This is a genomic window from Mesorhizobium sp. M1B.F.Ca.ET.045.04.1.1 (assembly GCF_003952465.1).
Classification (GTDB): domain Bacteria; phylum Pseudomonadota; class Alphaproteobacteria; order Rhizobiales; family Rhizobiaceae; genus Mesorhizobium; species Mesorhizobium shonense.
The window spans coordinates 2,975,648-2,988,251 of the sequence record NZ_CP034448.1 but is presented as its reverse complement, the minus strand read 5'-3'; the positions used below and the strand labels follow the sequence as shown (position 1 = coordinate 2,988,251).

Here is a 12,604-nt window from a genome sequence, read left to right as displayed (position 1 = left end):
CGGGGCGACGGGCGCCACAGGTGCGACCGGCGCAACGGGTGATACCGGCGCAACGGGCGCAACCGGCTCAACTGGGGCCACAGGTGCGACCGGAGCGACGGGCGCGACAGGTGCTACCGGCTCAACCGGAGCCACAGGCGATACCGGTTCAACCGGAGCGACTGGCTCAACAGGAGCAACGGGCTCGACCGGAGCGACCGGCTCAACCGGAGCGACGGGCTCGACTGGGGCCACCGGCGCAACCGGCTCGACCGGGGCAACCGGCGCGACTGGTGCGACGGGCTCGACTGGAGCCACCGGCGCGACCGGAGCAACCGGCTCGACTGGAGCCACCGGCGCGACTGGAGCGACGGGCTCGACTGGAGCCACCGGCGCGACTGGAGCGACGGGCTCGACCGGGGCAACCGGCGCGACTGGTGCGACGGGCTCGACTGGAGCCACCGGCGCGACTGGAGCGACGGGCTCGACGGGCTCGACCGGGCAACCGGCGCGACCGGGGCAACCGGCTCGACTGGAGCAACCGGCGCGACTGGTGCGACGGGCTCGACTGGAGCCACCGGCGCGACCGGAGCAACCGGCTCGACTGGAGCAACCGGCGCGACCGGTGCAACCGGCTCGACTGGAGCAACCGGCGCGACTGGAGCGACGGGCTCGACCGGAGCCACCGGTTCGACTGGAGCAACAGGCTCGACCGGCGCGACTGGAGCGACTGGAGCAACCGGCGCGACTGGTGCGACCGGAGCGACTGGAGCCACCGGCGCGACTGGAGCGACGGGCTCGACCGGGGCAACCGGCGCGACTGGTGCGACGGGCTCGACTGGAGCCACCGGCGCGACCGGAGCAACCGGCTCGACTGGAGCCACCGGCGCGACCGGTGCAACCGGCTCGACTGGAGCAACCGGCGCGACTGGAGCGACGGGCTCGACCGGAGCCACCGGTTCGACTGGAGCAACAGGCTCGACCGGCGCGACTGGAGCGACTGGAGCAACCGGCGCGACTGGTGCGACCGGAGCGACTGGAGCCACCGGCGCGACTGGAGCGACGGGCTCGACCGGGGCAACCGGCGCGACCGGAGCCACAGGTGCGACTGGAGCGACTGGTGCCACGGGTGCGACAGGAGCCACGGGTGCGACTGGCGCAACTGGAGCTACCGGTGCAACAGGCGCGACGGGAGCAACTGGTTCGACCGGGGCAACTGGAGCCACGGGTGCAACTGGAGCCACGGGAGCAACCGGCGCAACCGGAGCGACTGGTGCCACTGGTTCGACCGGAGCGACCGGGCATACAGGTGCGACCGGAGCGACGGGCGCGACCGGAGCAACCGGCGCAACTGGAGCCACCGGGGCAACTGGAGCCACGGGTGCAACTGGAGCCACGGGAGCAACCGGCGCAACCGGAGCGACTGGTGCCACTGGTTCGACCGGAGCGACCGGGCATACAGGTGCGACCGGAGCGACGGGCGCGACCGGAGCAACCGGCGCAACTGGAGCCACCGGCGCGACCGGAGCGACGGGCTCGACTGGGGCAACCGGCGCAACTGGAGCCACAGGTGCCACCGGAGCGACTGGTGCCACTGGTTCGACCGGAGCGACCGGGCATACAGGTGCGACCGGAGCGACCGGGCACACAGGTGCGACAGGAGCAACTGGAGCCACAGGTGCGACCGGAGCCACGGGTGCGACTGGAGCTACGGGAGCAACTGGAGCGACTGGTGCAACCGGCGCGACCGGGCATACAGGTGCGACCGGAGCAACTGGAGCCACAGGTGCGACTGGAGCTACGGGAGCAACCGGAGCAACTGGAGCGACTGGTGCCACCGGAGCGACCGGGCACACAGGTGCCACCGGAGCGACGGGCTCGACTGGAGCGACCGGAGCCACAGGTGCCACCGGAGCGACGGGCTCGACTGGAGCGACCGGAGCCACAGGTGCCACCGGAGCGACCGGCTCGACCGGAGCAACCGGCGCCACCGGTGCAACAGGCTCGGCTGGTCCGACAGGGCCGACCGGAGCAACTGGCCCAGGCGGTGAAACCGGTGATCATGGTGGTCAGCAGGGCAATAATGGGCACGGCAATGGGCAGCAGGACGCGCCTGGTAATTCCGGCGACCATAACAATGGCGACAACAGCTCACACCAGGGACAGGGCAACTCCGCCGGTGGCCAAGGCAAAGGAAACGGTGGTGGCAACGCCACGGTCTCGGCCAATACGCTAGGTCTGAAGGACGCGAAACAGTTCCTGCAGTCCACGTCGGCTGGCGGCGACACTGACGGCCACACCTCGTTCCGGCAGCTTGTCAGCCTCGCTGTGGGCTCGGTGACGACCGACCTCTTGAACGTGCTCAACACAGTCAAGGGTTTTGGTCAGAACCAGAACAAGCCGTCCGGTGCGATCTCCGACCTCACGTCGGACAAGGGCAAGCAGGGCGCCGGATACGCGCAGACGGATGACACGCTGAAGAAGGCTCTGAAGGACATCCTGAAGCCGCATGACTGAGTGTTGGTCCAACAAAGAACGCGCGGACCCCGCAGGAAGCCGGGGCCCGCGCGTTCACCATTTCCAGATGAAGACCGGACTCGCGCGCCGACTCCCTTGCGAGTATGATCGGGTTCGCCAGAAGTCCCGGCTGGGACAGCTTGCCCGGGGCGTTTGTGCACCCTTGCCTGCAGGCAGGAAGGGAAATCGATGGCGAGCGTGATTGTGCAACCGGGTGTGCAGCCCATCCGCTCCGATGCGGAACCGGCTACCGACAATGTGCCCAAATCGGTGCTTATTCCTGGAAGGCCCGAGGGTTTCGACCAGATCGCCCCGCGCCTCAAGGCGATGATCCGGGTGGCCCGCTACCACGGTATCGAGCTTGAACCGAACGAATTCAGAGCCGCGAGCGCAAGCGCGCTCCCAAACGCGGCCGACCTCTCCCAATGGGCGCAGAACGGCGGAATGTGGTCGCGCGCGCTGCGCATCCGCTGGTCACATCTCCTGCGCTTCGAGCACACCGGGCCGGTCGTTCTGCTTTTCAGCGACGGCGGCGCGGGCATCCTTACCGGAGCCAGTCCCGAACGAAATGTCGTTTTCCTCAAGAGCGTCGATGCACCCGACGACGCGCAAGGCGTACCCATTGATGAGCTCCGGTTGCTGCAGGTGTGGTCGGGTGAGACCGTTCTGCTGCGGCCGGCTCGCTCATATATCGCAGCGGACGCGCCCTTCACGTTCGGTTGGCTGGTCGATCTCGTGCGGATCGAGAGCCGACCCCTGCGCGACATCGGCATTGCCTCCTTCACCCTCAGTATATTGACCATTCTGCCCCCGCTTATCGTGATGACAGTGGTCAACAAGGTGCTGCAGTTCAGCAGCATCTCGACCCTGGTATTGCTGACTGCGATCATCGCCGTCGTCTTCGTCTATGAGACGCTGCTCGGTCATGCGCGACGGCTGATCATCAATGTCATCGGCGCCCGCCTGGACACCAAGCTGAACTTGCACGTCTTCAGCCGGCTCTTGCGCTTACCGCTGGACTATTTCGAGCGTCATCCCGCCGGTGAGACCTTGTACCATCTCGCGCAGGTCTACCGGATCCGCGAGTTCCTCACTGGAAAGCTGCTCAGCACATTCCTGGATCTGATCACGCTTTGCGTTCTGATCCCGGTCATGTTCTACATCAACGCGACACTCGCCTGGATGGTGCTCGCCTGCGCGGTCGTGATCATGGCGATCATCTTCGCCTTCCTTGCTCCGCTGCGCCGGAGATACCAGCAGGTGGTCGACGCAGAAACCTCGAAGTCGGCGGCGCTCGGCGAAACCGTCGTCGGCATCAAGACGGTCAAGGCGCTCGGTCTCGAACCGCAACGCAAGGCATTATGGGATGAACGGGTGGCAGAGGCGGGTAAGGCTCGTCTTGCCTTCGGGCAACTCGCCAACTGGCCGCAGACCCTCGTCACGCCGATCGAGCGTGTCATGGTGCTCGGCACCATGCTGATCGGCGCTTATCTCGCGATGAGCGACCGATCCGGCTACATGGTCGGCAGCCTGTTCGCCTTCATGATGATCGCCCAACGTGTGGCGCAGCCGCTGGTCGGCCTGGCTCGACTGGTCGAGGACTACGAAGAGGTCGGGGCTGCGATCGGCGAGGCCGCGTCGGTTCTCAACCGCCCGTTGGAAAGCGGTTCCAATTCCGCTGGCTTGAGGCCGAAACTCATCGGCGAGATTAGTTTCAGCGATCTGACCTTTAGTTATATCGGCACCAAGACGCCGGCGCTCGACAAGGTCAGCTTCGACATACCGGCAGGCGCGATGTTCGGGATTGTAGGGCGCAGCGGGTCAGGGAAATCGACGATTGCGCGGCTGTTGCAGGGTATCAATCGCGACTACAGCGGGTTCCTCAAGTTGGATGGAGTGGATCTCAAGGAAATCAACCTGCGTCATCTTCGGCAGGGACTTGGCGTCGTCCTTCAGGACAATTTCCTTTTCCGCGGTTCGATCAGGGACAACATCATCGCCGGGCGCGCCGGCCTGACGCTTTCCGATGCCATGCGTGCCGCTCACCTTGCCGGCGCCGCCGAATTCATCGAACGCATGCCGAGCGGCTACGATACCTATATTGAGGAGGGCTCGCCCAACCTTTCGGGCGGCCAGAGACAGCGCTTGGCGATCGCGCGGGCGCTCATTCACGATCCGACCATCCTGATACTCGACGAAGCGACAAGCGCGCTCGACCCCGAGAGCGAGGCGGTGGTCAGCGCCAATCTGATGCGCATCGCCAGTGGCCGTACTATGATCATCGTGTCGCACCGGCTCGCTTCTCTGACAGAGTGCGACCAAATCCTCGTCATGGATCAGGGCAAGGTTCTCGACGTCGCGCCTCATTCCGTCCTGCTCGAGCGGTGCGGTGTTTACCGCCAGCTTTGGTTCCAGCAGAATCGCCATCTTGACGGGCGACATGGCCATTTGGCGGCCGTACCGCCTCGGCTGGCTTGAAATCGGCCGGCCATGAGCAGCACCACCTATACCACCCTTCCTGTCCGCCGGCGCCTGACAGACGCTCGCGATCCGACGGCGCCTGCCATCCTCGAATTCCAGTGGCCGTCGACGGCGGTCGCCAATGCGCCCATTCCGCGCGTGGCGCGCGGTATCGTCTGGATCATCTTCAGTCTGGTCGTCGCGTTGATCACGATTGCGGCCCTGATACCGGTCGACCAGGTTGTCACGACGAGGGGCCTCGTCGTCTCGCAATCGCCCAACATGATCGTCCAGCCGCTGGAGACAGCGATCGTCCGCTCAATCGAGGTGCGCGAAGGGCAGCGTGTGAAGGCCGGTCAAGTGCTGGCTCGCCTTGACGCTACTTTCGCCTCGGCTGACCTAACGGCGTTGGCCACCCAGGTCACGACGCTCGAAGCCGAAGTGGCGCGCCTGAAGGCGGAGGCCGATGACAAGCCTTTCAGCTATGACGGACTGGATCCCAGTTGGACATTGCAAGCTTCCATCTTCGAACGCCGCAAGGCTGTCTATGACGCCAAGCTGGAAAGCTTCGACCGGCAGCGCGACGAGCTCAGTTCGGTGATCTCACGCTCGCAGTCCGATGCCGAGGGCTACCGGCAACGGCTGGCAGTGGCGGCGTCGATCGAAAAGATGCGCCAGCAACTCGAAGAACGACAAGTCGGAAGCCGTCTCAATACGCTCCTTGCCGAGGACAACTCCGCGGAAATGTCGCGCTCGCTCAGCAACGCCGAACAGACGACTGAGGCCGCCAGGCGCCAGCAGGCAGCAGTTGTGGCCGAGCGTGACGGCTACATTCAAAGCTGGCGTGCCGAGGTATCGCAGGGCCTGTCGGAAGCCAATTCGCGCATGTCCGACGCCCGCGAGCTGCTCAACAAGGCGAAGCTTCGCAAACAGCTGGTGGAGTTGAGGACCGAAGCCGACGCTACCGTCCAGTCGGTGGCCAAGGTCTCGGTCGGCTCGGTCCTGCAGTCCGGAGAGCGGTTGATCACGCTGGTTCCGGCCGACGCCGTGCTTGAGATCGAGACGAACATTGTCGGGCGCAGCAGCGGCTTCGTCCATGTCGGCGATCCCGTGGCCATCAAGTTCGATACCTTCCCCTATTCGCAATATGGCTTGGCTCACGGAACGGTTCGGACGGTCAGCCCGGACTCTTTTTCGGCCAGGGAACAGGCGCGCGATCCGAACAGCTCGTTGGCGATGCTGCCGTCGGATGCTGACCAGTTCTATCGCACGCAGATCTCCATCGACGACGTCGCCCTCCATGGCGTGCCCGCGGGCTTCGCGATCAGTCCCGGCATGCCCGTCACCGCGGACGTGAAGGTAGGTCGCCGCACGGTCCTCAAATACATTCTGGGTGCGATACTGCCACTAGGTCAGGAAGCGATGCGGGAGCCGTAGAATGGCGATCCTGGATTGGCTGAGCCGCTTGCATCCTGCACTGGCTATGCGAAGAGCTGTCCAGCTTAACGCAGGTGGCAAGCCCGCCGAAGCTTTTCACCTCATGGCGATCGCCGCTCGTGCGGGCATTCCAGAGGCCGAGTACCGCGTCGCTCGTTGCTATCTCGAAGGCTTGGGGGTGCCGCCAAGCGGGTCGGAAGGCACGCGCTGGCTGCGACGGGCCGCCGATCATGGAAGCGCCGATGCGCAGGCGCTTCTCGCCGCGCTTTGCGTCGCTGGACTGGCAGGACACGAAGACAGCGGTGGTGGCCACAATTCGGAAACCCTGTTCAAATCGGAATTCGCACGAGACCCCGATTTCGAGACAGCGCTCCAGTTCGCTCGAAAAGCCGCGCAGGCCGGCTCCCCAACCGGGCAGGCAATACTCGGGTACATCCTGAGCAGAGGTCCGAAGGCAATGCGCGATCTCGATGCCGCGCAGGACTGGTATGAGAAATCCGCGGCAGCCGGTTGTCCGGAAGGATGCCTTGGCCTTGCCTTTTCCCTTTCCCGACGCGGGGAGGCGGAGCACAAAACCAGAATTGCCGCAGAGGTACGGCGCGCCGCGGATGCCGGCCTGCCGACCGCGATTTATCTTCTTGCAATCCTCACCGAGCACGGAATGGGCGTGCCGGTGGATTTGGAGGCGGCTGCGCAGTTGTATCAGCTTGCCGCGGAAAAGGGCCTAGCCTCGGCTCAGTTTCGGCTGGGACTCGCTCTGATCGAGGGCAGCCTGGCGGATCAAGATCCCGTCGCCGGCGAGGCATGGATGCGCCGCGCTGCACTCGCCGGAAATCTCGACGCCGCCTATCGTCTCGGCGAGCGGCATGTGAGGGGTCCTCGACCAGAGTATGCGGAAGCCGCGACATGGTATCGGCGAGCTGCGGAGGGCGGTCACCAGTCGGCAGCCCGCGCTTTGGCTTCGCTCTATCTCTCGGGGAATGGAGTGGCCCAGGACCCCGAAGAAGGAAGGCGCTGGCTGCGTGCCGCCGCAAACAGCGGCAATCGCGAATCTCAAGTCGACCTCGCCAATCTGGTCCTCGAAGGCGCAGGCGATCCCGATGACGGTCTCAGCGTCGCAGGATGGTTCGGGGCGACTGCTTCGTCGGGCGACCTGACCGCGGCCTTCAATCTCGGCCTTTGTTTCGCCGAGGGAGTTGGAGTGCGCAAGGATCAGGAGCGCGCGGCACATTGGATGAGGCGCGCGGCCGAAGGTGTGGCTGAGGCGCAATATATGTATGCTCGCATGCTCCAGAATGGACGCGGTATGACCGCAGACGAGAAGCAGGCCCGCGTCTGGTTTGAACGGGCGGCCAACGCCGGCCTGGCGGAGGCGCAGGTGGCACTCGCCGAAATGCTCTATAACGGGCGCGGTGGAGAACGCTCTTCCGTAGCCGCGGCACATCTTTTCAAGCAGGCTGCCGCTGCCGGTCACGCTGGTGCGATGTTCGCGATCGGTGCGCTGTACGAGACTGGGCAGGGCCTGGCTCTAGATTACAAGGCAGCACAGAATTGGTTCGCGGCAGCCGCCGAACGAGGTCATGGGCACGCGCAACTCATGCTAGGCCACTATCTCTCCAGGGGCATCGCCGGTGAACACGATCCAGTCGCCGGCCGTATCTGGCTTGAGCGGGCAGCTGCTCAGGGTCTTGATGAAGCCGTCGATGAGCTTGCCGATGCCGAGCCAAGTTAGAGCCGATCTTGCCGATAGGCAGAACGCGTGCCTCGCAACACAGCCGGACTGTCAGGTCGAGATATAGGGCCGGTCAAATCCGGCCATTTCGATAAGCCCCTGATGGTCGTGCAACTCCACCACGCCACGGCGGAACGAAGCCAGGCCTGCCTCCCGCAATGTCTTCAGCACGCGACTCACATGCACGGCCGAGAGACCCAACGCATCCGCCAGTTCGGTCTGGGTCAGCGGGCAGTCATAGCGGTCCGGATAGCTCGTTGCCGATCGTTGCGTGCGGCATGCCAGTTCGAGAAGAAGATGGGCGGTGCGCTCGACGGTTCCCCTTCGGCTGACACTCGCCAGATGTTCCGCGACCCTTGAATACCGGCTCGCCGCAGCCGCCAGCACTGCCTCGCAAATGACCTGTGGGTAACGCGAAAAAACGGAACGGATGGGACCTGCGAGCTCAATCGCGGCAACGTTCGACAGTGCCGTCACCGTCTCGCTCATCTCTCCGGTGAACTCGATCAAGGCCATTTCGTGCGGCAGCGCGAAATCGACGATCAGACGCGAGCCGTTCGGCAGCATTTTTGCAAATGCCGCCCAGCCCGCGGTTATGATCAAGATAGTCGATCTGGCCTGATATTCGCGCGCAATCGTTGTGCCCGCCGGATGGACACGCCGGACGGCTCCGGGCAGTTCGGACACACGCTTTACCCAACTTGAGTCGGCCAACGCGGGTGTCCGCCCGGATGCCAGAGACTGTTTTGATAAACCCATCTCGCCCCGAATTAACTCAATGCTCAGGCAACCTGAAGCTGCAAAGCTAATTCAACTACGCCGAAGGGTCCATTCATGATTTCACACAACCGATGTTAAACATAGGCCGATTATATATTTGACAGACCCGTCGAAAAAACACCCGCTGCATCGCGGGGAGCAGCGGGTGTTTAGCTTAGCAGCTATGACTGACGATAAAGGGACTCACAATCGCCAGTCCGGAAGCAAATAAGATAGCGGGCTATATGTTTCCTGGCACGGACCTATGCGCTTGGCTGCGGGACTTCAGTCGCAGCCAAATGACTCGAAGCTGACTTTTTTGGTAGAGCTCGCCGGAATGATCGGTTCGTCATTTGCGAGTCGGGGAACACCGACCTCTTCTGATTGACTGCTGGAGCCTGGGCCGGATTCTCGGGTTTGGCTGGCTGGCCGATTTTAGAAAATCAATTCACGCTAGAAGTCAGTTCCGGCAGAGATGACGCGGGTAGCCACTGGGCTCAGGCGCTTAACCATTCCTGAGCATAGTTAGACGCTGCTCGCTCGAGCGCTTCCTCCGAGAGAATACCCTTGGTGCGGGCAAAGCGCTCGAATGCTCCACGCGCGTCTTCAGCCGTCTGGTCGCCGTTAAGGGCTTTCCTACAGACTTCGAGGGCACCATCATGGTCGAGATCGGGGATGCCATTCCATTCGAGCAGAAGATGGTAGGCGTCCAAAACGGTTGCGACTTCGTGAGGAAAGCCAAGACCTACGAACACTGAAACAGGCTCGTTAAACATACGATTGGTCATAGGTTTCAAACTCCTTCGATGGGCTGCATTTGCAACGCCAGAAATGGGCACGACCGAGATTGGCTTCGTCACAAATGAAGAATGAGCGTCACGAAATGCACCGAGGCAGCTCTGCAGATCCGGTTTAGCGGCGGCCCCCGAGAGTCTGTTGCCGGACAACAGATGCTAAACGCGCTAATTGGGGTCGCCCGACCTCGAGCCCCCGTGCGCACCCGCCGCCGTAGCTGTCGGAGTGACCTTTGCTGAGGTCTATTATGGGCGACCTTGTAGACTTGACCACTAGGGCCGCTGTGAATGTGGTTGTTATCCCCCCATCCGTCGCCCGGACGTAACCCACCCGATTTCGCGATCGCCCTGGAGTTCAAGCTTGTGCCGAGCAGAAGCGTTATGGCTGGTGCTGTCACCGCCGCGAAGCGGCCGGCCTTGTTGAGAAAATCGCGCCGTGCCTGTGCCTCTGAAAATAGATTTTCAGGCATCCGCTTCATATATTTTTTGCTCTCAATTGCCATGTTAGCGACCCTCTATTTTGAGGTTTACTTTAGTCTTTCCTTGCGAACGTAATACTTCTCCAAAGGGCTTAGCCATTGCCGGTTGGCGATTCAGTGTGCATCGCGCCCGGGACCCGCCGTGAGCGCCAAAGGGTGAATGGTTCATGCTTTGAGCTTAGGTGCCGTTGCTGCAAACCCTGCTTGCCTCGGCGGTAGATTCGGCTCGTTGTTAGCCAGGCGGCTGCGCACGGGCTGTCGAGGGTTTGGCGTTTGGCGGCCGGGAGGCAAACTGTTCCCCCTGCTCAAGCACGTGCAATTGCAACAGAAGTCCGATGCGCTGTCGCATTGGACCCAACCCTTTAGGAACCGTCGAAAATGAGTCCCTTCATCGTCGGTTGTGGGACGCCCGCCGTCACCTGCAATGGAGCGGGCGTCCCTTACTGGAGGAGCGCATGCAACTGGGCTCGATCATCGCGAACATTTTCGCCGCACTCTTGCTCATATGCGCTCTTGCAATCGGGTTCTTCATCTTCGGGAAACCACTCTGGCCTGAGGACCGGGCACGCATGGCAATCGTTCTGCCGATCGACACCGCGACCACTGCTTCGGTGAAACCGACCAGCCCGCGCGCCGATGTCCCTACCCTATGCGCGCCCAAGAGCAGCCCGGGCTGAAGTCAGGGCCCGCGCTCAGAAACGGACGGCTTTCGGTCAACCCCTGCCAGTGGCGAAAAATCGGATTTGGCCAGCACCCCAGCTATCCTGGCAAAGCTGACAAATGCCTGTCGCGCCTGTTCGGTTGTCATCTGCCCGGCGATCGCGGCGTTGCAGCTTCTCACTGCGCAGCTGTATACCGGTCCCCGACGGACCTTCGGCCATTGATTCAAGAATACGAGCGCCTCCCGCACCGAGTTGATGTCGTGTATCGCGTCAGTAGTCTTAACCTGCACGGGGGCAAGGAAAGCCAGACCGGTCATTTGTTACCTCCCTGTGATTGCGAGGGCGTGGTCCAGCATCCCATGATGCGGCTCTGTCGAGGCTGTCGGATGTCATTTGGCCATCCTCGCTATCTGCGAGGGCCGGAGCTGGACGAGCCCCGGCCCTCCTTCACGAACCGTCATTTGCTGCCATTGATTGCAATGCGCTTGGCGTTTGCCTGGGCCTTTTTGGTCTTCGGCAGTGTCACGGTGAGCACGCCGTTCTTGAACGTGGCCGCCACCTTGTCTTCTTCAATCTCACGGCCGAGACTGAAGCGCCGCTCAAAGCGCCCATAAAAGCGTTCGCTGAACTGGCGGTCCTTATCCTCGGTCTCTGCCTTCTTCTCGCCGCGAAGCGTCAGAACACCATCATCCAGCATGACTTCGACGTCGTTTTTATCGAGGCCAGGGATTTCGGCCGTCACCCGAATTTCCTGATCGGTTTCCGAGAACTCCACGCTTGGCCAAGTGCCGTTGTTAGGGCTCATGCGGCCCAGCATCGAAGGCGTGTCAAAACCGCGGAATACCTCGTCGAATAGCCGGTTGACATTGCGATGCAGCGACAGGAACGGATCCATTCCTTCATTGCGATAAATGCTCGGCGCCTGGCTGCCGCCACGGCTCCAGGGAATCAAGTCACGCACGCTCATTTGTCCTTCTCCTTTCGAACTTTGGGTCGTAGCCAGGCGCACCACGACAAACGGGGTGGAGGCAGGTCGACCGCTAAGATCAGGCTGCCGCGTTTTCAATGCGCTTGGACGCGGCCTTCTTGCCGGTATCGACATTGATCGCGATGCGGCGCGGCTTCATCTCCTCGGGGATTTCTTTCTTGAGGTCGATGATCAGCAGACCGTTCTCCAGCTTTGCCCTCACAATAGTCACATGGTCGGCCAGCTCGAAGCGGCGCACGAACGGCCTCAGCGCCAGGCCATGATGGAGGTACTGAGCCTCGTCGTTCTCTGTCTTGGCGCCCTCGATCACGAGCATATTTGGCTCGTGCGTGATCGTAAGCTCGTCTTCATCGAAACCGGCGACCGCAAGGACAATGCGATAGGTGTCTTCGCCATGCTTGGCGATATCGTAGGGCGGCCAGTTGTCCGCGTTCTGTGGCGGGCTGGCGTTTTCGAGCAGGGTGAAGATGCGGTCAAAGCCGATGCTCGACCGATAGAAGGGGGAAAAGTCCAGGTTCGTTCTCATAACTACATCCTCCTTGGAGCAACATAGATACGAGGGAACGCCAAGAAGCCTGGCGCTCCCTGACACATCGGTCCCTTACTCGGCGGCCGACAACGATGAGTTGGGAATCGGTTTCCGGGGCGTCAAGGGGGAAAATAATCGCTAAGGCGGCTTAGCGCCGGTCTTCAAATGCTCAATGGCAAGCGCTTCAACGAGTACGCATCTGCTTCGCTGCTATGCACGACCACTGCAATGCTCGTTCTCGTTCCACAGGAACTGATCGATCCGAGCG

11 protein-coding genes are annotated in these 12,604 nt (G+C 62.4%); 6 read left to right on the top strand and 5 right to left on the bottom strand.

The window, feature by feature from the left end:
* Positions 1-416 precede the first annotated feature (416 nt).
* From EJ071_RS38475 to EJ071_RS14460, 5 genes are all read left to right on the top strand, one after another.
* On the top strand, positions 417-2,030 hold the full coding sequence (locus EJ071_RS38475) for a hypothetical protein (protein ID WP_245460238.1): 1,614 nt from the start codon (positions 417-419) through the stop codon (positions 2,028-2,030).
* A gap of 286 nt (positions 2,031-2,316) precedes the next feature.
* Positions 2,317-2,496 (top strand): hypothetical protein, encoded by a 180-nt coding sequence (locus EJ071_RS39420; protein WP_245460237.1) that lies wholly within the window; start codon positions 2,317-2,319, stop codon positions 2,494-2,496.
* A gap of 189 nt (positions 2,497-2,685) precedes the next feature.
* Positions 2,686-4,974, top strand: a complete 2,289-nt coding sequence (locus EJ071_RS14470; protein WP_245460236.1) for a peptidase domain-containing ABC transporter — start codon at positions 2,686-2,688, stop codon at positions 4,972-4,974.
* Positions 4,975-4,986: 12 nt separating this feature from the next.
* A complete protein-coding gene (locus EJ071_RS14465) occupies positions 4,987-6,393 on the top strand; it encodes an HlyD family type I secretion periplasmic adaptor subunit (RefSeq protein ID WP_126098464.1) in 1,407 nt (468 codons plus the stop codon).
* 1 nt (position 6,394) lies between these two features.
* Positions 6,395-8,125, top strand: coding sequence for an SEL1-like repeat protein (locus tag EJ071_RS14460; RefSeq protein ID WP_126098463.1), 1,731 nt, complete (start codon positions 6,395-6,397; stop codon positions 8,123-8,125).
* A 51-nt stretch (positions 8,126-8,176) separates the two neighbouring features.
* Here the strand turns inward: EJ071_RS14460 and EJ071_RS14455 are convergent, their stop codons facing one another.
* Positions 8,177-8,812 carry a Crp/Fnr family transcriptional regulator gene (locus EJ071_RS14455; protein WP_189521471.1) on the bottom strand — a complete coding sequence of 212 codons (636 nt, stop codon included), beginning with the start codon at positions 8,810-8,812 and terminating at the stop codon, positions 8,177-8,179.
* Positions 8,813-9,381: 569 nt separating this feature from the next.
* Positions 9,382-9,672 (bottom strand): DUF982 domain-containing protein, encoded by a 291-nt coding sequence (locus tag EJ071_RS14450; RefSeq protein WP_126098461.1) that lies wholly within the window; start codon positions 9,670-9,672, stop codon positions 9,382-9,384.
* Between the two features lie 940 nt (positions 9,673-10,612).
* Between EJ071_RS14450 and EJ071_RS14445 the strand changes: the two genes are divergently transcribed.
* A complete protein-coding gene (locus tag EJ071_RS14445) occupies positions 10,613-10,834 on the top strand; it encodes a polymerase (RefSeq protein WP_126098460.1) in 222 nt (73 codons plus the stop codon).
* A 2-nt stretch (positions 10,835-10,836) separates the two neighbouring features.
* On the opposite strand, the gene EJ071_RS14440 is transcribed toward EJ071_RS14445, so the two are convergent.
* The 3 genes from EJ071_RS14440 to EJ071_RS14430 all read right to left on the bottom strand — a co-directional run bounded on the left by EJ071_RS14440 (position 10,837) and on the right by EJ071_RS14430 (position 12,333).
* Complete coding sequence (locus EJ071_RS14440; protein ID WP_126098459.1) at positions 10,837-11,136, bottom strand: DUF982 domain-containing protein; 300 nt, start codon at positions 11,134-11,136, stop codon at positions 10,837-10,839.
* Between the two features lie 140 nt (positions 11,137-11,276).
* Positions 11,277-11,786, bottom strand: coding sequence for an Hsp20/alpha crystallin family protein (locus tag EJ071_RS14435; RefSeq protein WP_126098458.1), 510 nt, complete (start codon positions 11,784-11,786; stop codon positions 11,277-11,279).
* 79 nt (positions 11,787-11,865) lie between these two features.
* Positions 11,866-12,333 (bottom strand): Hsp20 family protein, encoded by a 468-nt coding sequence (locus tag EJ071_RS14430; protein ID WP_126098457.1) that lies wholly within the window; start codon positions 12,331-12,333, stop codon positions 11,866-11,868.
* Positions 12,334-12,604 lie beyond the last annotated feature (271 nt).